General features: G+C 34.8%; 21 protein-coding genes and 1 other RNA gene. 13 read left to right on the top strand and 9 right to left on the bottom strand.

What is annotated here, in order from left to right; genetic code table 11:
• Window positions 1-326: 326 nt before the first annotated feature.
• Window positions 327-1,319: a hypothetical protein gene (locus G6N79_RS13885; protein ID WP_103905156.1), complete on the bottom strand. Its 993-nt coding sequence runs from the start codon at window positions 1,317-1,319 to the stop codon at window positions 327-329.
• 298 nt (window positions 1,320-1,617) lie between these two features.
• Between G6N79_RS13885 and ssrA the strand changes: the two genes are divergently transcribed.
• Window positions 1,618-1,985, top strand: a transfer-messenger RNA (tmRNA) gene (ssrA, locus tag G6N79_RS13890).
• 76 nt (window positions 1,986-2,061) lie between these two features.
• Here ssrA and G6N79_RS13895 read toward each other — a convergent pair.
• The 5 genes from G6N79_RS13895 to G6N79_RS13915 form a co-directional block, all read right to left on the bottom strand.
• The gene (locus G6N79_RS13895; RefSeq protein ID WP_103905155.1) at window positions 2,062-3,768 is read right to left on the bottom strand and encodes a hypothetical protein; all 1,707 of its coding nucleotides are present in this window, start codon (window positions 3,766-3,768) and stop codon (window positions 2,062-2,064) included.
• A gap of 26 nt (window positions 3,769-3,794) precedes the next feature.
• The gene (locus G6N79_RS13900) at window positions 3,795-7,850 is read right to left on the bottom strand and encodes a hypothetical protein (RefSeq protein ID WP_103905154.1); all 4,056 of its coding nucleotides are present in this window, start codon (window positions 7,848-7,850) and stop codon (window positions 3,795-3,797) included.
• 200 nt (window positions 7,851-8,050) lie between these two features.
• The gene (locus tag G6N79_RS13905; RefSeq protein ID WP_234993148.1) at window positions 8,051-8,326 is read right to left on the bottom strand and encodes a JAB domain-containing protein; all 276 of its coding nucleotides are present in this window, start codon (window positions 8,324-8,326) and stop codon (window positions 8,051-8,053) included.
• A complete protein-coding gene (locus G6N79_RS13910) occupies window positions 8,299-8,508 on the bottom strand; it encodes a hypothetical protein (RefSeq protein WP_103905152.1) in 210 nt (69 codons plus the stop codon). Before G6N79_RS13910 ends, G6N79_RS13905 begins: the two co-directional genes overlap by 28 nt.
• A gap of 569 nt (window positions 8,509-9,077) precedes the next feature.
• Complete coding sequence (locus tag G6N79_RS13915; RefSeq protein ID WP_103905151.1) at window positions 9,078-9,977, bottom strand: helix-turn-helix domain-containing protein; 900 nt, start codon at window positions 9,975-9,977, stop codon at window positions 9,078-9,080.
• Window positions 9,978-10,193: 216 nt separating this feature from the next.
• Between G6N79_RS13915 and G6N79_RS13920 the strand changes: the two genes are divergently transcribed.
• The 7 genes from G6N79_RS13920 to G6N79_RS13950 all read left to right on the top strand — a co-directional run bounded on the left by G6N79_RS13920 (window position 10,194) and on the right by G6N79_RS13950 (window position 15,956).
• Entirely contained in the window at window positions 10,194-11,177 is a 984-nt protein-coding gene (locus G6N79_RS13920) for an aldo/keto reductase (RefSeq protein WP_103905150.1), read from the top strand.
• Between the two features lie 10 nt (window positions 11,178-11,187).
• Complete coding sequence (locus G6N79_RS13925) at window positions 11,188-12,276, top strand: alpha/beta hydrolase (RefSeq protein ID WP_103905149.1); 1,089 nt, start codon at window positions 11,188-11,190, stop codon at window positions 12,274-12,276.
• A gap of 104 nt (window positions 12,277-12,380) precedes the next feature.
• Window positions 12,381-13,010 carry a flavodoxin gene (locus G6N79_RS13930; RefSeq protein ID WP_234993146.1) on the top strand — a complete coding sequence of 210 codons (630 nt, stop codon included), beginning with the start codon at window positions 12,381-12,383 and terminating at the stop codon, window positions 13,008-13,010.
• Between the two features lie 17 nt (window positions 13,011-13,027).
• The gene (locus tag G6N79_RS13935) at window positions 13,028-14,077 is read left to right on the top strand and encodes an alpha/beta hydrolase (RefSeq protein WP_103905147.1); all 1,050 of its coding nucleotides are present in this window, start codon (window positions 13,028-13,030) and stop codon (window positions 14,075-14,077) included.
• Window positions 14,078-14,098: 21 nt separating this feature from the next.
• Window positions 14,099-14,539 (top strand): nuclear transport factor 2 family protein, encoded by a 441-nt coding sequence (locus tag G6N79_RS13940; protein ID WP_103905146.1) that lies wholly within the window; start codon window positions 14,099-14,101, stop codon window positions 14,537-14,539.
• A 96-nt stretch (window positions 14,540-14,635) separates the two neighbouring features.
• On the top strand, window positions 14,636-15,367 hold the full coding sequence (locus G6N79_RS13945) for a carboxymuconolactone decarboxylase family protein (protein WP_234993145.1): 732 nt from the start codon (window positions 14,636-14,638) through the stop codon (window positions 15,365-15,367).
• Between the two features lie 97 nt (window positions 15,368-15,464).
• Entirely contained in the window at window positions 15,465-15,956 is a 492-nt protein-coding gene (locus tag G6N79_RS13950; protein ID WP_103905145.1) for a cupin domain-containing protein, read from the top strand.
• A gap of 809 nt (window positions 15,957-16,765) precedes the next feature.
• On the opposite strand, the gene G6N79_RS13955 is transcribed toward G6N79_RS13950, so the two are convergent.
• From G6N79_RS13955 to G6N79_RS13965, 3 genes are all read right to left on the bottom strand, one after another.
• Window positions 16,766-17,284, bottom strand: coding sequence for a hypothetical protein (locus G6N79_RS13955; RefSeq protein WP_103905143.1), 519 nt, complete (start codon window positions 17,282-17,284; stop codon window positions 16,766-16,768).
• A gap of 466 nt (window positions 17,285-17,750) precedes the next feature.
• On the bottom strand, window positions 17,751-18,332 hold the full coding sequence (locus G6N79_RS13960; protein WP_103905142.1) for a hypothetical protein: 582 nt from the start codon (window positions 18,330-18,332) through the stop codon (window positions 17,751-17,753).
• A 322-nt stretch (window positions 18,333-18,654) separates the two neighbouring features.
• Window positions 18,655-18,993: a hypothetical protein gene (locus G6N79_RS13965; RefSeq protein WP_103905141.1), complete on the bottom strand. Its 339-nt coding sequence runs from the start codon at window positions 18,991-18,993 to the stop codon at window positions 18,655-18,657.
• A 732-nt stretch (window positions 18,994-19,725) separates the two neighbouring features.
• Between G6N79_RS13965 and G6N79_RS13970 the strand changes: the two genes are divergently transcribed.
• From G6N79_RS13970 to G6N79_RS13990, 5 genes are read left to right on the top strand one after another with little or no spacing between them, the layout of a single operon-like run.
• Window positions 19,726-20,589: a DUF4007 family protein gene (locus tag G6N79_RS13970; RefSeq protein WP_103905140.1), complete on the top strand. Its 864-nt coding sequence runs from the start codon at window positions 19,726-19,728 to the stop codon at window positions 20,587-20,589.
• Window positions 20,579-23,794 (top strand): hypothetical protein, encoded by a 3,216-nt coding sequence (locus tag G6N79_RS13975; RefSeq protein ID WP_103905139.1) that lies wholly within the window; start codon window positions 20,579-20,581, stop codon window positions 23,792-23,794. The genes G6N79_RS13970 and G6N79_RS13975 overlap by 11 nt, the downstream gene beginning before the upstream one ends.
• Before the next feature lie 2 nt (window positions 23,795-23,796).
• On the top strand, window positions 23,797-24,915 hold the full coding sequence (locus G6N79_RS13980) for a phosphoadenosine phosphosulfate reductase family protein (RefSeq protein WP_103905138.1): 1,119 nt from the start codon (window positions 23,797-23,799) through the stop codon (window positions 24,913-24,915).
• An 8-nt stretch (window positions 24,916-24,923) separates the two neighbouring features.
• Window positions 24,924-25,646 carry a hypothetical protein gene (locus G6N79_RS13985; protein WP_103905137.1) on the top strand — a complete coding sequence of 241 codons (723 nt, stop codon included), beginning with the start codon at window positions 24,924-24,926 and terminating at the stop codon, window positions 25,644-25,646.
• A gap of 5 nt (window positions 25,647-25,651) precedes the next feature.
• The gene (locus G6N79_RS13990; protein WP_103905136.1) at window positions 25,652-26,191 is read left to right on the top strand and encodes a 3'-5' exonuclease; all 540 of its coding nucleotides are present in this window, start codon (window positions 25,652-25,654) and stop codon (window positions 26,189-26,191) included.
• Window positions 26,192-26,197: the final 6 nt, after the last annotated feature.

A 26,197-nucleotide genomic window follows, 5' to 3' on the forward strand; every position in this document is an offset into this window, starting at 1 on the left:
GAGAGCGTGCTATAGACACGCTCTCACCTCGCTCTCAGTACGCTCTCACCACGCTCTCATGTCGGACAAGGTCCAAGCCCAAATAACGTTCGGGTTGAATAAAAAACAAAAGTCTTGAGGAGTTAAAACAGCGCTCAAAGGTATTTAAACCTAGTTTTTAACCTGCATGGAGCTGATTTTTCAATGTAAGAGTAAACTGCGCTATAAGCGTTTATTGCATAAAAAAACCTTTTGGATAAATTAGGGCATTTATCGCCACTAACCCATCCAAGAGGTTCTTGCAGACAGCGTTTGATCAGTCTTAAATTACTGATTTTTACCTATCCTTATTTTTTTCTTTTCTTTTTATCCTTATCGTCGCCGACAATCTTATTGTAGATTTCCGTAAAGGCATTCTTTAGCTTCTTCATGACCTTACTGTCTTTCTTTGCGCTCTTCTTGGCTGCTTTCGTATCCTTCACCTTCGCAACGACCTTTTTGTCATTTTTACGATCTGCTTTTCTTGCTTTTTCCTTATCCTTCTTCACTTCAGATTTGGCCTCAACAACTTTCTTTTTCGCATTTGCTTTTTTGTCGGACTTCTTGTTCTCCTTCACCGCCTTCTTATCTTCCTTCACTTTCTTCTTGGTTGGCACTTCCTCTTTGTAGGAAGCCTCTTTTTTCAATTTACTTTCTGGAGTGGATGTATTTTCCACCGATGCAGGCGCAGTCGTTTTCTGCTCCGGAGCAGTGGTTGCCTCCTGTTTAGATGCAGGTTTTGCGGCAGGCTTTGCAGCCGGTCGCGCCGCAGTCTTCGCTGCCGGTTTGCTCGCTGTCTTGGCTGCCGTTGCTGAAGGCGATTTCGTTGCCGTGGAAGCTGCCGGTTTGGCCGATGTTGATCCAGCAGTTTGTGCTCCTGTGGATGCAGTTGACTTTACCGCGGGCTTCTGCGCCGATGCTGTCGATTTATTTGCCGATGCAGCAGTGGTTGATTTCGCTGCCGTTCCGGATTTTGTTGCCGTGCTCGCCGTTCTGGCCGGAGCTTTCGCTGCCGTTGTTTTCGCTGCAGGAGTTTTCGCCGCAGCAGTTCCCGATGCTGGGGTTGATTTTGCCGTACCTGCTGCCGTCTTCGCAGCGGTACCGCTTGGGCTTGCTGACTTGCGTGCGCGAACTGGGCTCGCCGCAGCCTCTACATTGCTATCCGATCCGCTTGCTTTCGCCGCGGTAGTAGTTCGTGTTCCGGTCGCTGGCTTCTTCGCTGCAGCGGTAGTTTTGGGCGTACTGTTATCCGTTTGGTCAGTACCTGTCGTTGGTGTAGTGGATTTTGTTTCTTCAGCCATCTTTTTTATTGAATTAGAATCACTGTAATCTGTTCGTTGGTATCGTGAATTGTCGGATATAAGGGATTGATAACGCGAATAATCCGCTCGGAATGAGTAAAAGCATCCCAATCAATGGTTTAGCGTTCGCAGGACTCCTCCCATCTATCCAATTCTTCGATCAAATAGGTCATAATTTTAACCTATCTTCTTTTAAAACAGTAATATACCAATTTTGTTTATAAAATCATATCCTAATTAAACTATTTCCGGTTTTCCAAGTCATAGATTATCACTACCTTTGTAGTTCTACATAACTGGGGTCGACTGGAATTGACAGGATAGCGATGGTTATGTAAGCATGCAGTGCATTGTTAGTCTAGCACTTAAATCTGAACTTTCAACTTTATAACTGGCGAAGAAAACTACGCCTTAGCTGCTTAAGTTAGACTTAACATAGCTATTTGTCCCGTTAGATCCTGTTCTTTGGTCTAACACCCGGGGCATCGAACAATAGAACTGGTCCTTGCGAGGTTACTAAGTAAGGACGAGACACAGTAACTACGGAGAACGGTACAGGTTCGCGACTCACCTTCCCTCTCCCGACAACTAAAGAGAAGCTAAGCATGTAGAAAGCGTAAATCATACTATGTTTGGACGAGGGTTCGATTCCCTCCGGCTCCACAAAACAACCTGTAAATCAATTATTTATAGGTTTTACACCCAAAATTACACCCGATAATTTTGGGTGTTTTTTGTTATATCAATAAAACATAAATTTCCCACTTTGTTTTTCGTACAAATACTTTTCGTTTTTAAATCCCATTGTTTTACGATATTGCTCATCAAAAATATCTGCCAAATCTGGAGTAGTTGCGATTGTATCAGCATAATTTATCTGTTTTTGATTTAGCTTCTTATTCAAGAATGCTCCACAAACTTCCAATTCATCTGTACAAATTAGTTTACCGTGTAAAAGTTCTCTCATTAATAAGAACTCCACCAATTTTTCAGGTTTCTGTTTACGAGCCATCAATGTTAAAAGAAATACTTCGAGGTCATCAAGTCGAACAACCCAAGGAAAAATATCATCATCCTTTTCTAATTGAATTAGAGCAGATAAATCACATTGGATTTGACCAAATGTTTTAAGGTTCACTATAATTGAGAAGTCTTCTTCAATTTGTGTTGTATCAATTTCTTCAATAAGATTACCATTTTTATCAGTAATTTTTAGAGGTTCTTGATTAATAAATTTCTCTTCAACTCTGCGAGTTTGTTTGTAACCATAACCAATACAAGCATCAAAATCATCTTTTATCCGGACAAATGCTTTTTCAGGATTTCTAAAGGGTTCTCGAAGTGAATAACCTTTTGCCTCTATTATGAAAGCATATTTTTTCCACAGAAACAGAATGTCTTGTTCGCAACCGTCCACATAATAACCTTGATATAATTTGAAGTCAGCGCCAAAGAAATTAGAAAAGAGTTCTACTATATTTTTTTCCAATAATTTACCTTTAACATCGACATATTTGGTTTTATTTTCCGTTGTAGTAGTCGTTACTTTTTCAAGTAATATCTCAATTGCGTGTATAACTTGTTTTACCTCAAAAACTTGATACATTTTTTCATCAATTGATACTATAGGCTTTTCGTAAAGTGGATTGCCAGGTTTAGTTTCGGTATAGTATAAGAAATCTTTTTCTTCTCGTTTTGTAGATAATAAATGTAGAATCTTTTGAACTTTCTCAATGGTTAGAGTTTCAGAAACAAGTTCTTCTGGGTAAAATCTATCCATTATACCGTGGTCAGCCATAAAAGTATAAAGATGCATATCCTTTTCTCCCATTTCCCTTATAAAGTCGGGCACTCCATCAATTACTCCAACTTCTACTTTTGTATATTCTTTCCAATTAGGTCTTAATAATGCTTTATTAGTTGAGAATGCTTGAAAGTTTCGTTGATTTAGTTGGTCAATATTTTCATAAAATTGAATAAAATCTTGTGTTATTAATCCTGTATCATTTTGGAGAATATCATCCATTGGAAAAAATAGATCTTTAATCCAATTTACTACCTGTTCTTCAAAGTTTAATGGACCTTGATTAAAATAAGAAAGAAAAGATGGCATTGCAACCTGCCTCATCCTTTTCCATTCTTCGGTAATTTCTTCAGGATTTTCTGTAAAGAACAGTTTATGATATTCTGCTTCAATCTCATTTAATAAGGCAACTATCTGTTCCCATTTTTCAGGGTCATATTGAATATCAGTGCCGTTTGCAGGATTTGAACTTACATTTAAACCTGCAAGATAATATAATTGCCTAAGTGGAGATGATAATTTTCCTAATTGGTCTTGAGCCCGACCTATATTCTTCATTAAAAAAGAAATATCGCCAAGAAACCATTCTGTATTATATGTTGATACTATCTCTTTTAAAGCCTTTGATTTTGTTTCTAAACTCATAATTTAACTTTATTATCATTATATATTTATCTTGCAGAACTATCAATGCTATTAAATTTATCAATATATTTCCCATAAAGCAAGAGTATAAATATACCCCAACTCTCTGTACATATTTTTAATCGCTCAACCCATTTAGATACTATTTCCATATTCATTATCAATTGATAATCTTCTTCATCTCCTTTTGGTTCAGGAAAAATATGATCCTTAATATTTATCATTGCTTTAAAATATTCCTGCTCTTCATCGCTATTTACATAGCTGTCTTCGTCAAATGGAAACATATTTATCCATTCAACTAATGAGTCTAATACTGCTTGAAAAGATTGCTGAAGCTCTAGACCTATTCTCTGTATGTATTGCTTTAATTTCTCTTGGTCAGATTCCATGAGTTCAATTTCATCAAACAACCTCAAATCATAAAAGTGATCTGCTAACAGAAGTAATTTTCCATAAGCTTCCGTAGCTTTAGTTATATCATTAAACTCTGGATATAAATTTGACCATCCCTCTATATTCAGATTTTCAATAATTTTTACTTCAATCGGTTGTGAAATCGAATTAATGAAAGATAATTCTTCAAACAACTTATCTTTTATGTTGTATAATCTTACTTCATTCCATTGATTGTTTAGGCTTTTATTTTGAATGGTTTGGATGAAATAAAAATTCGAAAACCAAAATTGTAGCATCAAATATTTCAAACTTGTATATTCTGGATTATCTATAGTCTGTTGTATAATTTGATAAGCTTCTTTATAGCCCATCAACATCCAAAAAGGACTTACTCCATCAATTATAATAATAGGTTTATCATTCGTTGTCTTATTATTTATATACCTGATTGAAAAGGAGTTGGCTTTTGAAACCTGCTTAAAGTCTTTTATTATTTTATTTTCGAAATCTGATTTAAGCTTAAAAATCCGTTTTGCTGAACGTTCTCCCTTACTGTTATCATTCAGAAAATCTTTCCATATTGAAGCTGTAGTAAATAAGGTATTCGTTTCGATTTTTGAATGATGTTTAATATCAATATTCCCTAAGATATTATTGTATTGACTATTATAAATTTGAAGCTTTTCAATTGCATTGTAAAGATTGATTTGAGATAAACGCTCGGTATTCTCATCGTGTGTATGTGCTTCATCAGTTTTTAATTTAGCTTTTGAATATAATGTACCACCTGACTGCTGGATAAAACTTTCTATATCTCCCTTAAAATCAGAAACACTTTTAAAGAACAACTCATATTTTGATTGCAATTTTTTGTTGCGTTGCTCTCTTTCATTTTCATTGATTGTTCCTCTTTTCTTACCACCATAAATACCTAATGGCTCTGTAATAGATTTAGGTTCTTTGATACTTTCCGACCTTTCAAAAAGCATATTCTGCATAATAGGAACTACAGGCATATAGTTTACACTACCTTTAAACAATTGCTCAAACGAGATATTAAACTCGTTTATTTTTTCTTTGATGATTCCTTCCCACTGGTTTAGCTGATTTCTATATTCATTCCAATCTTCTGGTCTTAGTTGGTATTCATATAGTTTGATAATTGTGGAATTGATATTTACCCATTCTTCTAAGGGTATATTTTCAATAGGCATTGTTTTATGCGTATCATCATAATCTACTGCTAAAGTTTGTAAACGATGACCATATCCTTGGGAATTAAATTGTTTTTTGTCTGGAAGAGCTGTCCTGATAATATCTAAAACACCTACAATGAAATCATTGGTTGACCTTTCAACATCATTTTTTAAAATATCAATGATGTAATGTACATTCACTTCGTTTTCATCTACAGATAAATGGATAACATCAAATTCCTTTTTTATTTGTTCAATGAAAATATCAACATACTTTTTTCTTATTGCATCTAATTCTACTGAATAAGAATACATGCCTAACATCAATTTAGATAAGCTTTTGCTGTCCATATTTCTGAAGGCAGATTCAAATTTACTATCGTCAATTAGTGATAATTTTTCTTTTCTATTGGGTATATTTTTAAGCCAAAACAAGGCTTCGCCAAAAGATTTCCACCCAAATACAGTTGAAGGTGCTTCCTTTGGAAAGTCAATTTGATTGATAGCTTCAGTTGCTAAATTGAAAACATTTTGATTTGGTAATAATCTACGATTGATATCATTTATTTTCTCTCTCCGATCATCATCTACTTTGAGTAAATCAAGCATTCCATTTCTATCATAATTGCTTCCAAACATAAAATCCGTAAACATTGTCCATGCTCCGCCACAAATAGTTCTACATTCATCTATAACTTTACGGTTATTTTCAACATAGCTTTTACTACCCAGCCATATAAAAGACTTTAAGATCGAAGCATATGCAGACCAATTCCTTATAATAACTTTACTGTTTAAATCAGCAATAAATTGATCAGGACTCAGTATTTCAAGATGGAACATTTGTAATAAGAACAAGTACAAATTTTTCTCGTCTATCAGCGAAATACATTTATAGGCATATTCCTCTTTGTAAGTTGTAAACTCATCAAATAGTATTTCTACCAACTTCTGAGAACGAATTAGATGTAACCCCTGAATGTACTTTCTATCTAATGATTTCTTAACCAGGTATTCATTTTCTAACTTTTCGATTATAAATTGATAGTCGACATTAGAATCCAATTTTGATACATCAATCTTAGCTCCTAAAGAGTCGGCAAGGCTCACAATTCTTAAAAACTCAATCTGGGGATTACAACCTTGATCGCTTTCATTACGCAATTGCTGAATCTGTTGTTTCAGTTTATTTTGTAACGAGTTTCCCTGAGTAATAGAATATACGAATTCTAACAACGGAGCATCATCACCAATTTGAATCCAAGCCTGTTCAAAGTCTGTAAACTGTATGATTTTATTCCGTTCATTTAATTTAGTGTAAATGATTTTTGCTTCTTCCTGTGACAATGATAAGTCTATTTCTTTATGCTCAAATTCCACACCGACTGCTGATGCCTTATACCAATCCTCATTCCTAATAGCTACTAAAAACCTAATATGATTTAAATGGGCAGACTCTTTTATTATTTGCAGCCAATCTGTTGAATTGGGATTTACATTGATCACAAATATGGTTGGAACTTCCAGTTTTTTACTTATAGAAGCAATAGCTTGAATTGATTGTTGGGTTGTAACAGGATCTTGCTGTATATTCAATTCGTAGGAAAGCCAGTCATTGACATAATTATGAACATAACTATATAGCAAAGTTGTCTTTCCCTGCCCAGATGCTCCTTTCAATATGATGGTATTATTTTCTTTTAACTCATCATTTATTGTTTCGAGATGTTTTTCTCTATTAACATCAAGACCCAACAAAATGTGTTCATACCTCGTTAAAGTCGCATTGTAGAATTCTTTTTCTAAAAGCATTTGATCAGTATTCTCTGTAGAAACCTTATGTAATGGTTTTAAAACTACTCCATATTGATTGTAAATAGCAACTCGCTCCGTTATATATATCGCAAAATCCTGAATCTTGCTATAAAAATCTTTAGTAGTTATAGGCTGTTGTTTCTCTGCAATAAATTGCAACCAATTCAATAAAAATCCTATTGTAGGAATGGGATCAACTTCAGGGAAATTACTTTTAATTAGTTTTTCTATTTCGTCTGCGATCTTTTCCTCATTAATCTCGATAAATTGAGTTTTGCTTTTAACTAATTTCCATTCATCTGCCGTTATCTTATATTTTTTCAGCGTTTTTTTCTCTTTTTCGGAAATAGTATCTTTATGCTTTTCCCAATTCTTTAATTCTTGGCTTATATCACCATAAGAAACCAGTATAGGAATTGCTTCAGAATATTTAGCTAAAAACCTCTTAATAAATGAAGTCTTATGGTCTGATAGAATACCAGATAATGTAATTGGTTGTCCTAAATTCTTTAACTGTATTGAATATAAAAGTTGACCATTTTCATCCAATATATCTAAATCTTCTTCTCCTTCTAATCTAAAAATTAGATCGTTTGACAGTGAGGACAGTATATAATGTAATGAATATAAAAATTGGGTTCTGTAGCCTCGTAAGGCTGCTATTACTGACATTGGCTTTTTGGTAATAATATTGTTTATGAATATACGAAGAATCTATAAGTACTTCATTTGTCTATAGTATTTTCTTTTGGGTATAATTAGTGTTAATTATCCTGTGGTCGAAATGCATTAGAAAGGTTTAGCAATTATTGTTTAAATTAATATTCATTGGAGTGGTAATTCAGGATTTAACTAATGATTATATGGAGAGTTTAAAACTCTCCTTCATCTCTGAACGAATAGTAACTATTAGTAGTCATCACGATATGATCTAATAGCTGAATATCTAGCACTTTTCCTGCTTCAATGATTTTATTGGTTAAGGATCTATCAGAAGCACTAGGTCTCATCGTACCCGAAGGATGATTGTGCGCAACTGCAATCCTTGTTGCATTACATAATAGAACGGAGGACATTATTAAACGGATATCAACCATTACAGTATCTAATCCGCCATCGGCTATTTTACGGTATCCGATAACGTCCAATTTGTATTGAAATATAAAGCATAGAAACTTTCTCTAATTTCAAATTCTTCTAAATCCCAAATCATTCTAAAAATACGATCCATCAATTTAGAGTTGTTGATACATTTAAAATCATCGATAGATAATTTTTGATTTCTGTGGTAGCTTAGTTTCAACTCATTAGCGATAAAGTTCTTTTTCATAACGTATTATAAATTTAAGGTGAATAAAAATTGAATTAACGCTAGATGGATTACGAGTCTAGGACTGACTAAGCAAAAGAAAATAGGAGAAAAATGGCGGAGCGAAGGAGGTTCTGTTCAGTAGGAACGGATACCCATTTTTTGAACTATTTTATTGGGTGGGATTGGGGGTGAAGTGGAGAGTGTCTTACAGACTAAGTAATCTTTGCGGATAATTAATGGTTAGGAAGAAGGGCCAAAGGTTCGATTCTAATTAATTTTGAAAAACTGTTCTTTTATTACTATTGACTTTAATTTCAAAATAGATTATATGATTTCATTTCTACACTCACTCCCTGAAAAATTAGTCACAAATATATATGAATCAAATTGTTATCATCAACCCCTCTAACGTTAGAAATATTAAATAAAATTATTGGATCTTAGGTTCCCATTTAAGCGAAAAAAAAACTTTTCGGTAACAGTCTTTACCCTCATTTTTTGAGTTAAATTTCTCTTGGTGAATTACCGACTTGACATCAGTAGAACAAAGGCATTTGCTAAGTGTTTTACTATTGACCTCCTCTATTCTAATTCAAATTAACATTGCGGTACTCATTTGGGGTATACCCTACCCTGTTTTTAAATAATCGGCTAAAATGCTGCGGATACTTAAATCCAAGTTCAAATGCAATTTCATTAATGGTCTTATTCGAATCGTAGATTTTCTCCTTAGCAATTTCGATTAACTTATTCTGAATATATTCCTGGGCGGTTTTTCCGGTTTCTTTCTTCACCAGGTCACCAAAATAGTTGGCAGAAAGGAACAGTTGATCGGCAAAGTAAGCTACCGTTGGTAGTCCGTTTTGCTGAGGTTCCTCTGACTGAAAATAAGTGTTCAAGATCTCCTCGAATTTTTCCAGAATTCCCTTATTGACATTTTCGCGCGTTATAAATTGGCGGTCATAAAACCTCTGGCAATAATCCAGAAACAGTTCGATATTGGAAACAATCAGCTTTTTGGTATGCTTGTCGATACTATGGACCAGTTCATGTTTTATCTTGTTTAAACAATCCATAATGACCTTTCTTTCCTGTTCGGAAAGATGGAGTGCCTCACTGGCCGAATAAGAAAAGAATGTATAGTTGGCAATCTCCCTGGCCAGTGAAGTGCCATAAAGCAGCTCTGGATGAAAAACCAAAGCCGTTCCCTGCGGTTGGTAGAATTCGGTGCCATTCTCGCCAATGACCTGACCTGGAGCTAAAAAGATCAATGTCCCCTCTTCATAGTCGTAGTTTTTGAGGCCATAGCGGAGATCACCGCATTTTATCTCTTTAAAAAACACCGTATAGAACTCATATCTTAGTTTTGACAGTTTTCGAGGATCTGCTTTGCTCAAATCGACAACACTGACAAGCGGATGCAAAGTTTCGTTGTTATTGAAATTATTGTATTCCCGAATACTTTTAAAATTGATGATCTCTTCCATTTCTCTACAAGCTTTGAACAAATTTACAAAACTGGAATCCAATAATTTATAGCATCAGTAATATTGGTAGAACTATCCGTAATCCATCTACCAATAAGATGAACCGCAACACCGAACTTTGTTATCGTTGAATTGTATGCTACCTAACTGACATTCACTATGCATAAATCGCTGAATGAAATAAAATTTGATATAAAACGATAAATTGACACTAAAATGGAAAATAGAATATTAGGAAATAGCGGACTGGAAGTGTCCGCACTTGGATTGGGCTGTATGGGTTTGAGTTTTGGTTATGGCCCTGCTACGGACCAAAAAGAAGCGATTAAATTGATCCGCACTGCTTTTGAATCTGGAATTAGCTTTTTTGATACGGCTGAATGTTATGGCCCTTTCACAAATGAAACCTTACTGGGCGAGGCGTTAGAACCATTCAGAAATGAGGTGGTGATCGCGACTAAGTTTGGTTTCGAGGATGGAGATTCAAAAAAAGGCTTGGACAGCAGTCCCTCGAGAATCAGAAAAGTTGCCGAATCTTCTCTTCAACGCCTGCGTACGGACCGAATCGATCTGTTCTATCAGCACCGTACTGATCCCAACATTCCTATTGAGGAGGTGGCCGGAACCATCCGCGATTTGATTGCTGAAGGAAAAATAAAACACTGGGGACTCTCCGAAGCGGGAACTGAAACTATCCGGCGCGCACATGCAGAGCAGCCCTTGGCAGCATTGCAGAGCGAATACTCACTGTTTTGCCGTGAACCTGAAAAAGAGATTATCCCCACACTGGAAGAGCTCGGGATCGGATTTGTGCCCTTTAGCCCCTTGGGAAAAGGTTTTCTAACGGGAGCAATCAACGAGACCACAAAATTTGACCCGACAGATTTCCGGAACATCGTACCACGCTTCTCGGAAGAGAACCGGAAAGCGAATCAAGCACTGGTAGATCTCCTGAAAACAATAGCAAGTGAAAAAGAGGGCACTCCAGCGCAGGTCGCCCTAGCGTGGCTATTGGCACAGAAACCATGGATCGCTCCCATCCCTGGAACGACCAAACTACATCGACTCAAAGAAAATATTGGCGCGATCACCATTGAACTGGATGCAAAGGATTTACAGCAGATCAACCTGGCTGCTTCAGCGATCACCATCCACGGCGAAAGATATCCTGCTGCCTTACAGAACAGAGTCGGAAAATAAATAACAAACTATGCGATTGAACAAATTAACACAATATATTACAGCCACTGCTGCACTATTTATTTTATCGGAAACGGTGCAGGCCCAGAAAAAACAAGAACCTTTGCTTATCACAGAACAAGGTAGCTTTGCCGTTGGTGGTACAGTCAAGACTGAAGCGGGTCGATTTGAGGTAAATGATGCCCTTAATCCTCAGGGCCAAACTTTCCATGGCGATCATGCCTATGTTTTCTATCAGGTACCCGTAAAAGCACGCAAATATCCGTTGGTATTTCTGCATGGGGCGGGTCAATCAAAAAAAACATGGGAAACAACAGCGGATGGCAGAGAAGGCTTTCAGAACATTTTCCTCCGTCGGAAATTTCCGGTGTACCTGATCGACCAGCCACGACGAGGCGAAGCAGGAAAAAGTATGGTGGAAGCAAGCGTCAAGCCTACGGCTGATGAGCAGTTCTGGTTTACACAGTTTCGTTTGGGCAATTACCCCGACTATTTCACGAATGTTCAGTTTCCCAAGGACAGTATAGCATTAGAACAGTTTTATAGACAGATGACCCCCAATACGGGTGCTTTCGATGCAGTTGTGGTTACAGCAGCGGTATCCAGTCTCTTTGATAAGATAGGTGCCGGAATCTTGGTCACCCATTCCCAAGGCGGGGGTCCGGGCTGGCTGACCGCGATTAAAACGAATAAAGTGAAGGCAGTGGTCGCATACGAACCGTACAGTGGATTTGTATTTCCGGAAGGTGAACTTCCCGCGCCCGTAAAATCTTCGGGGCTGTTTGGGGAACTCAAAGGGAGCACCATCCCCCTATCCGAATTTAAAAAGCTGACCCAGATTCCCATTGTCATCTACTATGGTGATAATATTGCCAAAGAACCGACCACCATATGGAACAAAGACCACTGGCGTTCAGGACTTGAAATGGCCAGACTCTGGGCAGCAACAATCAATAAACATGGCGGAGATGCAACGGTCGTACATCTCCCCGAAGCTGGAATAATGGGAAATACCCATTTTCCTTTTTCGGACCTCAACAATTTGCAAGTTGCAGATGAATTGTCCAAATGGTTAAAGCAGAAAGGCCTGGATAAGTAATATTGGTAGTAATATCCGTAATCAGTCTACTAATAAAGAAGTCTTTATTGCGGAACCTTGTATAAATCAAAACGATACAAATGAAAATTAAATCTATATGCTGTTTGCTATCTAGCCTACTGTTCGCTATAATGTCCTGTTCTGGTGCAGTGGAAACTACATGGAGAGACAGTGATACCCCGAATACAGCTACTGACTCATTAAAGGATCAGGAAATTTTGATCGTTTACCATTCTCGGACAAAAAACACACAGGCTGTCGCAGAGATCATCCATCGGCAGGTAGGCGGTGACCTCGTTGGTCTTGAACTCGAGAAGCCTTATCCTGCCCACTATCAAACCACGGTGGACCAGGTTGCCGAAGAAAATAGAACAGGGTATCTGCCGCCGCTGAAAACGAAAATAGACAGCATGGAAAAATACGACATCGTCTTTGTGGGTTTTCCAACCTGGGGGATGCAGCTTCCTCCACCGATGAAGAGTTTTCTGAAACAGTATGATCTGGAGGGAAAGACGGTTATCCCGTTTAATACAAATGCTGGATATGGCGTAGGGAGCGGTTTTGAAACCATAAACCAATTATGTTCCAAGAGCAAAATTTTGGAGGGATATACAACTAAAGCTGGTATAGAACGAGACGGAATCCACTTTGTGATTTCAGGTGAAAAAGAAGAACAAGTAACGGCACAAGTTGACGAATTGCTCGCAAAACTTGGCTTTAATAAACAACAATAAATAGGAAACTGTAAAACATGAAACAGATAAAGTACATCATCGTCGCCATGTTTATGGCAACGGGATTCATCGCTGAGGCACAGGACAAAACGAAAAATCAATTTGGACTTGTATACGGTGATGCGATAAAGGAAAATTTAAAGGGAAAAGTGAACATTCATCCGGTTAGCTATAAATTAAACGGAATTGATATTGCAGCAAACGTATACACACCGGCTAACTATGATCCTTCAAAAAAATATCCAGCCGTAATTGTAGCGCATCCCAATGGCGGGATCAAAGAACAGACTGCCGGTCTATATGCACAGCTGCTGGCTGAAGCGGGCTACATTACGATTGCAGCAGATGCCGCCTATCAGGGAGCCAGCGGTGGTGAACCCCGCCATACTGATAAACCCCAGTTCAGAACGGAGGATATCCATGGTATGGCAGATTATATCACCGGTTACGCAGGAGTCGATCTTACCCGTGTCGGTGCACTGGGTATCTGTGGTGGCGGTGGATATACCCTCAAAGCAGCGCAGTCCGATAAACGGCTTAAAGCTGTCGCTACGTTAAGCATGTTCAATTCTGGAGAGGTGAGACGAAACGGCTTTCAAAATTCACAGTTGAATACCATTGAACAACGCTTGAAACAGGCTTCAGATGCTCGGGCACAGGAAGCTTCAGGCGGTGAAATAAAGTATTCTGGTGTAGCCAGCATAACCGATGAAGAGATAGCCAAAACTACTACTGATCTCTATCGGGAAGGGTATGAATATTACTATCGGACACACGCCCATCCGAATTCAACATTTTTATATACCACCAGCAGCTTGATGGATCTAATGACATGGGATGCGACTGATGGCATTGAACTAATCGATCAATCTTTGCTGATGTTGGCAGGAAGTAAAGCAGATACCAAATACATGACCGACGAGGCTTTTCCAAAGGCAAAAAACGCAAAAAACAAAGAGCTCTTTTTGATCGATGGTGCTACGCACATTGAAACTTACTGGAAAAAGGATTACGTGGCAAAAGCTGTAGAGAAATTGGCTGCATTTTATCAAAAGAATCTTCATTAATAAATTCAATATACTTATACTATGAAAAAATTAGTGTTCGGACTATTTTTGGTCCTATCGGGAATTCAGATCTCAGTTGCACAATCGGCAACTGACAAGGAAATCATCCAACTATCAAAAGATAAATGGCAATGGATGGCCGACAAAAATGTCGGGCTATTGGACAGTCTTTTCCATGAAAAATCCATGTTCGTGCACATGGGCGGCTCTTGGGGAAAACAAAGGGAACTGGACGTCATAAAAAGTGGAGGTATTTGGTATAAAAAGGCGGATGTCCATGAAGTGTCCGTCAATATCATGGACAACACCGCCATCCTACTCAACAGGATCGACCTACTCGCTGTCGTTGGAGGCAACGAGGTAACCAACCCCTTTATGGTGACGGAAGTCTACGTCAAGGAAAATGGCACTTGGAAACTCGGTTCACTGTCATTCACTAAACTGCTTACTCCCGGAAATTAAAAAGCTTGGCCATCGGTGATATCTTCATAAAAAAAAGGCTAACACTGATTCTCCTGCTCAAAAAGGAGAAAAAAGAAACGATTACTAAATAATATAATGATGAAGAAACAACAATTTATAATAACATTTCTACTGATCTTATTTTGCTGCTCCAACAGTTTATACGCACGCCATGCGCCTACTGGAGATTCGTTAAGTAAAAAAGAAAGCGGTCTTGTAACTATTGCGGCTACTGCCGGCATTGGTGACCTGACAAAACTAAAAGATGCAATAAACAAGGGGCTTGATGCCGGATTGACAAGTAATCAGATCAAGGAAAGCCTTATACACCTGTATGCCTATGCCGGATTTCCCCGCAGTATCCGCGGATTGCAGACCATAATGTCCGTACTTGAGGAACGAAAGGCAAAAGGCATCAATGACCCAACAGGCGCCGATGCTTCTCCTATTCAAAATGAAAAGCCCAAATATGAACGCGGCAAGGCTATTCTGGAGCAGCTTACTGGTGTACCCGAAAAGGAGCCAAAGACTGGTTATGCGGCTTTTGCGCCGACTATCGAGATATTTTTAAAAGAACATCTATTTGCGGATATTTTTGAGCGCGATATCCTCACCTACGCTGAAAGAGAACTGGTAACCATTTCGATATTGGCCAGCATTGGTGGCGTGGAACCGATGTTGAAATCGCATTTGACGATTTGCTTGAATATTGGCCTATCGGAAGAGCAATTACAGCAGTTCATAAGCACCATTGAATCTGCAGTGGGCAAAACACAAGCTGTAGAGGCACAAAAGATACTAGATGAGGTATTAGCGAATAGAAAATAATATGATTTTTGTAATCATTCAAACGACGGTAACCATAGCATAAAATCCCTGCAGTATAATTCTATGGCAATACAAATTATGTAAAAAATTTAAAAACATGAATTTAAGAAATACAGCACTACTAATTTTGACAGGCATGTTGGCTGTCTCATGTAATCAGCATACCAAACAGGAAAAGTTAGCTGCAGAACCGACGTACGATGTAGTTTTTGCTAAAGGCGAAAGGGTTACAAATGACAATTTCACAGGAAGGGTTTGGTTAAATAATCTGGTTAATGCAGACTCTGTCAATCAGAATGCTGTAGGCAGTGTAACCTTTGAACCTGGAGCGAGAACCAAATGGCATTCCCATCCGGCAGGACAGATCATCTTGGCTCTGGACGGCGTTGGATATTATCAGGAAGAAGGCAAAGAAAAAGTAATTGTTCGAAAAGGAGAAGTGGTAAAATGCCCTATTGATGTCCCCCACTGGCATGGTGCGAGTGCTGATTCTGCTTTTGTGCAAGTCGCCATTACTGGTCGGGAAAATGGAGAAACGGTATGGCTGAAACCTGTTACAGATGAGGAATATAACCAGGGGCCTAAATAAGGCTAGGTTTATGAATCAAAGCATACAATATTGGTTGAAGGAAAGGGAAAAGATAAATGGAATTATATAGGAAATCCTGTAATAATAAATGCCATTTCCAGTACAGTCCAAAGGATTGAGATTAATGCTGCTGTGGAATAATGAACGTGCGTTTAAATGGTGAATTACTTCCTTCAAAAGTCAGCCTAACCAACATTTAGTTGAAGGTATTTCTTTATCAGAAATTTCCTTCACAAGAAGTCGAATCTGACCGAAATAATCTATTCCATGGAATGATTGCAAGGAGTAATAGAAATGAGAAAAAGAATAGCCTAAAAGAGTCCTTCCTTAAACCATCTGGCTGATAGAAGTAATCATACCTATCGTTATACACTAAATATATCATTGACCCCTTAGGATACTTCAAACATTCTTGATTGGCCATTCTGACATCATAAACTTTCCCGTTATAATTGATTTGAACCAATGAACTCCCCTTAGAATATCTACAATATTGTTCAATTACAACATGTGATACTGTGTTCTCCTTTTCCAATCTGCTATTTTGGAAAAAGAAGTAAACATTATAAATTACACCTAACACCAGAAACCCAATAATAAAAGGCCGAACTTTCGAATAACTCAAATAACTCATTTTTTATAATTGTTGGTGTTCATATTTCTATAATTGGTTTTGGGTCTTGGAGAATTTCCAAATATTACTAAAAACAGATTACCCGCAACACTTCCACATGCTAACATCCGATATCTGCATCATAGCACCTTGCTCCGTCATAAGTGAAGATATTGACAGAACTACCGATTCTTTTCTAAAACCATGATTCTTCAATAAATTTAAGTCTTCCTTTCTTCTCCAGGTAGTACCTGTACAAAAAGGGTTCGTAAAATATCGAGTATGCTGAATCTTGTACCCCAAAGTCAATAGTTTGCTTCATATTCTTTTCGTTGAACAAACCGATCTCGTCAAATACAAATAATAATCGTTCCTTATTTCTGATAAATCCCTTTCTTTTAATATTATTAGTTTCTTCTAAAAAGAAACCCAAATATTCGCTATACATGGTTGAAAAATCAAAAAAAACACTATCGTGTAAATTTCTAACGTACAATATATTAATACCAGATTTGTCTACTACAGCACTAAAACTGTAATCACTATCCAGTTGGCTCAAAACCTGGTTTAAAGCAAGGCTATCGGGATATGACAACTCGGGTAGTTGAAGTTTTAATTCTGCCTTCCTTTCAGTAGCTTGATTACTATCTCTGTTTGATAGGCAACTCGATATGATACAAGGTAGGAAACATAAAATAATAATTTTAAAATTCATTGTAATGGCTTTTGATCGCAGCAAGATAGATTCTAAAATACCTAATTCGATAAAGTTTGGCTGATTAAAGTAGACCCATAAGCAGTTATTTGAAAGATTTTATTTGTTGGATAATAAGCAGAATCAAGCCAATCAATAAGGACAACAGTACTATAAATCCTACAGAATAAAAAGCCCAGGATGTATCCCAGATCTTCTCCCTAGTCAAAAAATAGAGCAGCAAATAATAATATGACAATAGAAATGAATATAAAAGAAAAGTGGTAGTATATGTCATACGTAATCTTCGCTTTACCACTACGAATAGTATAAAGCCGATTAGAGCCGGTATCAAATATGTTGCTATATTATACGACATGAAATGAATAGTTTAAAATTATTTTACATGATTTGTTAAAGCCCCCCAAATTAACCTAAGTGTTATACGTATTCTTCGCTTTACCAAAAAAAAAACGAATATTTCTATCTACTTCCATTCATTACTAAAAACAGATATCATTTCACGATTCAAATAGATTAACGATTTATTATCAAATCTGTAAAATAAAGAATAAGGATCACTATGAGTAGGAAAATTGATCAGTCCCTGTTTCTTAGCCAATCTCATTCTATTCCTTTCAATTCGTTTAGAATAGTCCTTAAAATCAATAACTTTTATATACGCATTTGTACTTTCTAGAAATTCTTCTGAGTCACCCAAAAAACCAAAGGTTTTTCCCTTGACCATTGATACACCAATCACAATGTTCCTATATAAAAATATATTTTCACAAAATTCGAATTGATCCATAAGGGCTATTTTGAATTGTTTTTTTACCCCATTATAGTTTAAAACTATATAATCCTTATTATCTTCTTTTTTGAATCGTTGTATTTCCTGAAGAACGAGGTTTGACATCAAACTTTCCTTGAATACATATTTTTTTAAACTAACATCACTTTCTTGGGCATTTGCCTTTGATAAAATGAAGCATCCGCTGAAAAATAGTAATATCGAAAAAAGAATACCTCCTATTAATTTTAACTTAATGCATTTTATTGCCATCATACCCTAGGAATTTTTATGTTCGAACTTGATTTACTTTAAAAATAGCAAAGGAAAAACAAATCTTTCAACAGCTTTTAAAAATGCAACAATTCATGATTCAGCAATTTCATTTTTGCTATTTCGGTTGCTTCCAAAAACACTCTCAAATCAACCGTTGTTTTGACTACAATATAAAATTTTATTGCTAAACTTTCCAGCCCTGATTTATCTCAATGATCAACGTTTCTTTATTCCGTTTTTCGACAATTTATGGATTGTTTGCCATATAGATACTCCGATAAAGATGGGGCGATGCTGTTTAAGTAGAGCTTTAATGTTACTCCTAATACGATGATATGTCGGAATAATCATTCCAGCCCAAATGTGAAAAAACAGATTCTACTGTACCGATTTTTGAAAATACCTGGTTAAGTATTCCATCACTTAATAGTTTCTTGATTACATTAGATATACTCTCCTGAGACAAATCATTCAGAATGAGCATATCTGTCGACCAAAAATATATTCCACTGTCACTTTCCATAATATCCTTGATATTTTGCAAGGTAAAAAGTGTTCCAAAATAAACTTCACCGTTCTCTAAAACAATATTTATATCAACGTTATCATTATAGATATCTCGCACTTGATATGGTACTGGAAACATTATTTTAAATTGCATTTTTACTTTCTTAAACTATTTTCAACCAAATAATCCTAGCCTATTGTTTTACTTAATAGCAAATCCTACTATTTATTCAATACCAATACTTCTTTTCTTAAAATAAAGAATAATGTTTCAACCGATTAGGCTTATTAATAATACAAAACTGAACTTTCAACTTTATTATTGAAGCAACCTCGTCTTAATTGCCTAAGTTACAATTAAAACAGCTATTTGTCCCGTTAGATCCTGTCCTTAGGTCTAACACCCGGGGCATCGAACAATAGAATTGATCCTTGCGAGATTACTAAGTAAGGACGAGACACAGTAACTACGGAGAACGGTATAGGTTAGCGAATCCCCTTTCCTCTCCCGACAATTAAAGAAAAGCTAAGCATGTAGAAAGTGAAAATTCATACTATGTTTGATCGAGGTTTGGACACCATCAGTAAACACAAGGTAACGAACTGCTTTTCAGCCTATTAAAGAATAAAAACACAAAATACACCACCTTTTAGATGGTGCATTTTTTTGTGATATATTTATTATTTTTGGCAAGTACACTGACTACTTATATAATTAAATTTCAGCTGACAAATTACCTGATTTAAATATCAATTATTTCAATAAATAATATTTTCAACATATTATGAGAAATGGATGAAATGCTCCATTTATTTCATATCTTCGTTTAATTTATCAATGGAGACATTTATCCATTGATAATTAATCTACTATTTTATAAAAAAAATGAGCTTACGATTTTCAGGACATGATACTTTTCATTGCAAGCAGCAGTGGTTATTGAAAGGAATTAGACTAATCGAAGAAGAAGGAAATACAGCTTTTAATAATACTTCAGATGCAATTAAAACCTTAGGAGTAGGTAAAAATATGGTTTCTTCTGTTAAATATTGGCTTGAGTCATTTAATATCACTAACAATCATAAAATATCGCAAATAGGAAAATTACTTTTAAGTCAAAATGGTTTTGACCCGTATCTAGAAGATGAAGGCACACTTTGGCTTTTACAATTTCATTTATGCCATTCTAAATATGCTAGTATTTTCAATCTTATTTTCTGCAAATACTTCAACGACAAAGTGAATTACGATTTTACAGAAGAAAAAATTTTAAACTTCTTGAAAAGGCACCTAGAAGACAACAATATTAAAGCAATGAGTTCCAATACGTTATCTAATGACTTTAAAGTTTTCACAAGATCGTATGTGTCGTCTGTTAGAGAAAGTAAAACATTAGAAGACGATTTCAATTCTCCGCTTTTAGAGCTAAATCTAATTGAGAAATCGGATAATAATACATTTAAAATAAACAAAACAAACAGGATTATTCCTCCTAATATTTTTGCGTATTCAGTATTACTGATATGTGAAAGTGAAAACTCTAGGAGTTTAAGTTTTAGATTAATACAGGAAACCATAGGAAATTATTTCTGCTTGAGTAATGATAGTCTAGAAGAACACATCCATCAACTGAATTTCATTTCCCCGCTATTTGTTTATAACGAAGATGCTGGAACAGCTAATATTCAGATTAAGGATTATGATGAAAATGATAAAGTAAACTTATTAAGAAGACATTATGAAAACTAGCAATATATCTACAAACATTTTAAGAGACGAAGATAAAGAACTCAACTATATCGTTACCAAGAATGCTGTGGAGATTTTTAATAGCATTTTTCATTCTAAAAATAAATCTTCAAAATCATTTACAATCATTGGAAATTATGGCACTGGTAAATCTACTTTCCTTTGGGCAACCGAAAAAAATCTTCGTGCTGAAAAGCCCTTTTTCTCTCCGGATATTGAAAATAAAAATGGCTATGATTTCGTAAAATTAATTGGCGAAAACACTCCTATTAGTAAAAGCTTTTCTAAGCTACTTGATACTGAAAATACGCATCAGTCCATCATTGATGCTTTGGAAGAAATATATGCTAAATCTCAAAAAAAGAACAAAAATTTAGTTTTAATCATTGATGAATTCGGCAAATTTCTTGAATATATAAATAAAACAGGAAATTCAGAAGACTTGTATCTTATTCAATTAATTGCTGAATGGGCTAATGATGAAGCAAAGAAAATCAATTTCATAATTACATTACACCAAGATTTTTCTGAGTATAGCACCAACTTAAGTAACCTTGAAAAAAGAGAATGGGAGAAAGTAAAAGGAAGATTCAAAGAACTTTTATTTAACGAACCTATTGAACAACTTATTTATTTTGCTAGTAAAACATTAGGTGAGTTAAATTTTAAAAAGCTTAGCACTAAAAATCATTCAGATTTAAGTTCTTTATTAAAAACAACAAAATTATTTTCAGTTAATAACGACATCTTTGATGATTTAGTTGATTCCATATATCCTTTAGATTGGCTATCCATCAACGTTTTAGTTAATAGTTTACAACGCTATGGTCAAAACGAAAGATCCTTATTCTCTTTCTTGTCTGATTTAGAGGGCAATGGTTTAATAGCTGAAAAAAATTATTCCGTTGACCAGGTTTTCGATTATATCGTAAAAAATCTCTCAAGCGAAATCAACAACTACAAAAACCCACATCGTGTCCAATGGCAAATTACTTTTAGGGCATTTGATCGTGCCGAATTAATTTTCGATGATAAAGAAAAGTATACAATAGCTTCAAAAGTCATCAAATGTATCTGTTTACTAACTATTTTTGGAAAACCAGATTCTGTTCTAGATGAAAAACTTTTAAGTCAATATCTAAGTCTAACCTACCATTACTCAATTAAAGACATTAGTAATGTAATTGAACAGTTATCGAGTGCAGGTATTATTCGTTTTTACAGGCACAGCCAGAAATTAAATTTTCTAGAAGGAACCGATTTAGATATTGATCAAGAATTAGCTAATGTTTCTAAGGAAATCAATTTAGATTTTAGTATTGAGGAAGAAGTTAATAAATTGATAAAATTCCCTATCCTCTCTGCAAAAAGGTATTCTTACGAAAAAGGAACCCCTAGATATTTCGAGTTTAGAATCCTAAACGAGATAAATGACATTAGAACAGCTACAAGCTCTATCGATGGATATATTAATTTGATCTTTGATGAAAAAATAAACGCCCAAAAAACCAAGCTCGTTTCCAAAAATACTGGAGCTAACTTATTTGTTCTTTATAAGAATACACACAATATTCATCAAACGATATTCAACATTCATAAATTAAAACACATATTTGAGACAAGAAAAGATGATGAAGTGGCTAAGAAAATTATCGACAATGAAATTAAGTATTATGAAAGGCAATTAGAACATTATATTCTGCATGATTTATTTATTGAGAACAATGAAAATCAGTGGATTTTCAATGGGGAGGAAATAGAAATTTGTTCTAAAAAGCAGTTAAATGTGCAGTTATCTCATGTATGCGAAATTATATATAAAAACGAACCTACTTATAAAAATGAGTTGGTAAATAGAGAATTTATTAGCTCTCAAATTTCCACTGCTCGGAAAAGATTATTTACACAGCTTTTACACCACAATTCAGAAGCCAGTCTAGGTTTTGAAAATGACAAATTTCCGCCAGAAAAAGCAATTTATATTTCCCTATTTGAGGATAAGGGAATACATCGATACAATGAAAAATTAGGATATTATGAATTTGGAGCCCCTAAAGAAGCAACTTGGCTACCATTATGGAATGAATGTGAGGAATTTTTAAATAGCTCTGTTTCTTCAAAAAGAAAACTCTCAGAATTATATACGATCTTAGGAGAAGCTCCATATAAACTTAAGAAAGGGTTTTTAGATCTTTGGGTGTTAGCATATTTAATCATAAAAAAGGAAGATTATGCATTATTCCATGAAGTAAATGGCTTCATTCCTTATATTGATGAAGATGTTTTGGATTTAATCTATAAAAATCCAAATCATTATTCAATAAAAAGCTACAGAATCGAAGGTTTAAAACTCAATCTTTTAGAGAGTTACAAAGAGCTTGTTCAAGTAAATAACGAACCTTTAGGATTAAAATCCTCTTTCTTGACAGTTTATGGAAACTTCTTACGTTTTTATAATTCGCTAAATGAATATAGCAAAAAAACGAAATCTATTAGTGGTAAATCAATAAACTTTAGAGAGGCAATTCAAACTGCTAAGGATCCTGAAGATGCTTTATTCATCTTGTTTCCAAATGCATTAGGATTCAATAATATTGACATAAAACAAAACGAAGACGATTTTAATACTTACATATTTCACATCCAAGATGCTATTAGAGAAATCAGAACAGCTTACGATCAACTTTTAATTCGCATTGAAGACCAAATCTTAAATAGTCTTGAATGTGAGAACACAGAATTTAAATTATACAAATTAGAAATAGTCGAGAGATTACATTCTATTAAACCGGAACTATTAGCTAAAGAAAATGCTATCTTTTATAGAAGATTAATATCCCCTATTGATGACAGGGATTCTTGGTTAAAATCTGTTGCAGATATTGCATTGGGAAGACCCATCGATAAAATGCTAGATAGTGAAGAAATTATCCTTATGAATAATGTCTCAACATATTCCAGGAAACTATTTGAAGTTTCCGAACTCCATGAATTCAAATCCGATTTAAATCGAAAAATGGTTTCATTAACTTATCTTGACATCAATGGTGAGCAGAAAGAAAATAAGATCATTTTAGATGACACATTGGATAATGAAATATTTAAACCCAAAAATGAGGTGTTAAATATCATTACTAAATTAGAAGGAAAACAACGCAAACAATTGTTATTTCAATTGCTTAATGAAGAATTAATAAACAATTAGAGATGTCAGAAGTAAAACATGTTTTAGGAATTTCTGGAGGGAAAGATAGCGCAGCTTTGGCAATCTATATGAGCCAAAAACATCCTGAAATTAGCATAGACTATTATACTTGTGATACAGGAAAAGAGCTTACTGAAACCTATGATTTAATCAGTAAGTTAAATTCTGTTTTGGGAAAGGACATTAGTCTATATAAATCAATAGATGAACTAAATTCACCAATGAAAAACCCATTTGATCATTTTTTAGCAACGTATGGTGGGTATTTGCCTTCGGCTACTGCAAGGTGGTGCACTAACAAGATGAAGTTGGAACCTTTTGAACAACATATTGGCGATGATCCTACAATTTCGTATGTAGGTATTAGAGGTGATGAAAATCGTGATGGCTACATTTCAAAACGCGAGAATATCCAAACTATTTTTCCATTTAGAAAAAACATCTGGAGTGAGGATGTAATAAAAAAATTTCTAAATAACGCTAACATTGATTTTATCAAGAAAGAATATTCAAAATTGAATCCCCAAAATTTAGATTTAATCTTGAACTATGTTGATCAACCAATCTCAATGAGATATACACAAAAGCAAAAGCACAATGCCTTATTAGATTCTAACGTAAAGTTATTTAATAAAGTTGTTTTTGAATGGTTGAAAGGAACAGATTATCCTGTAGGAAAATTAGAATCTTTTTCTCTAATAGATAATGATGACAATCTTGTTATTGATGATATCTTTCAATTGCTTGAAGATTCTGGTGTTGGAATCCCTGCTTATTACAAACCAATTGAATACAGTGTAGAAATTGATGGTGAGATTAAGAAAGGAACCTATTCTCGTAGTCGTTCAGGATGTTTTTTTTGCTTCTATCAGCAAAAAATTGAATGGGTTTGGTTACTTGAACAACATCCAGAGCTTTTTGAAGAAGCTGTAGCTTACGAAAAGGAAGGCTATACTTGGATGGAAGAGAAATTGGTAGATTTACGAAAACCAGAGCGTGTAAATATGATTAAAAAAGATCATTACCTCAAAACACATCGTCAAAAGGAAAAAGCAGGATTATCTTGGCAAGACCAAATTATGCAAGCTGAAGGTGAAGGGTGTGCTAGTTGTTTTATATAATAATTCATATGGATAATATAATTCAATCACTAAAAGAATTTATTTGGGAAATAGTAGGCTTTTTAGTTCCTGGATTATTTTTAATAATCTTATCTAATTTTTTAATTTCAACAGAAAACCAAATTAAAAACAACTTTCTTTTTGATTGGGATGCATTTGAACACTCGTTAATAATAATCCAAGGGTACATTTTTGGATATATAATTTATAGTTTAACAAAATACAAAGTGTACATACAAGATAAAATTATCGATTACTTATTTTATATAGCAAAGTCTAATAAGAATATGATTAATGATTATGTCAATAAAAAAATTATTAAGTTTATTTATCGCTTTTTGTATATAAGACATAGTAGTTATTGGCATAAAGATTTTCAGAAATCAGAATTGTATAAAGCTGTATTACAAAAATATAGAAGTGAAATTTCCAATATTGATTCTATGAATGTTAATGAAGTACGGAATATATTAATGACAAAAAATGATAAGCAAAGTCAAGTTATATATACATTTATTTTTAGATCATCAATGTTTGATCATATATCCACAGTCTTTATATTAATAATAGTAACATTATTTGTTCAAGGAATATTTAATATTAGCTTACTAAAGGTGGGTAAGCCTTATAATTATATATATTTTATAATGATTATTTTAATTCCCTTATTGGGTAATTCTAAAAGATTTTTTTTTCCTAAAGCAATCAGAGTTCCATTTTCAAATATTTGATTAATATGATTTGCTTTATAGACTTCGAGACAACTGGAATAGATGTGTTTAAAGATCGTCCCATTGAAATAGGTGCCATACTTATTAATGAAGATTTAGAAATAACGAACACTTTTCATTCATTAATTAATCCAAATTTTAAAAGAAAATTCAAAGCAAGTGCCAAAAAGATTCATGGTATTGAAAATTTTAATTATTTAAATAGGGAACCTTTGGAAGATGAAGTCTTAAATCTGTTTTTCAATAAAATGGGAACTAACTATAGTTTTTGTAGTTGGAATATATCATTTGACGTCACTTTTTTTAGACGAATGTGCCACAGAAACAGGCGAATGAGAGATTTTAATAAAATAAATTACCGTCACTTAGACCTTCAATCTATAATGAAATATTTTAATGATATAAATAATGTAGTAATTGAAGAGAATTCATTGGACAATAATTTAAATATTTTGAATCTAAAAAGACCTAGTATTCATTCAGCTTTAGAAGATGCAGAATTTTTACTCGAAATTTATAAATTTATATATAAAAGATGTTATTAATAAGTT

It is taken from the genome of Sphingobacterium lactis, assembly GCF_011046555.1.
In the GTDB taxonomy this organism is placed as follows: domain Bacteria; phylum Bacteroidota; class Bacteroidia; order Sphingobacteriales; family Sphingobacteriaceae; genus Sphingobacterium; species Sphingobacterium lactis.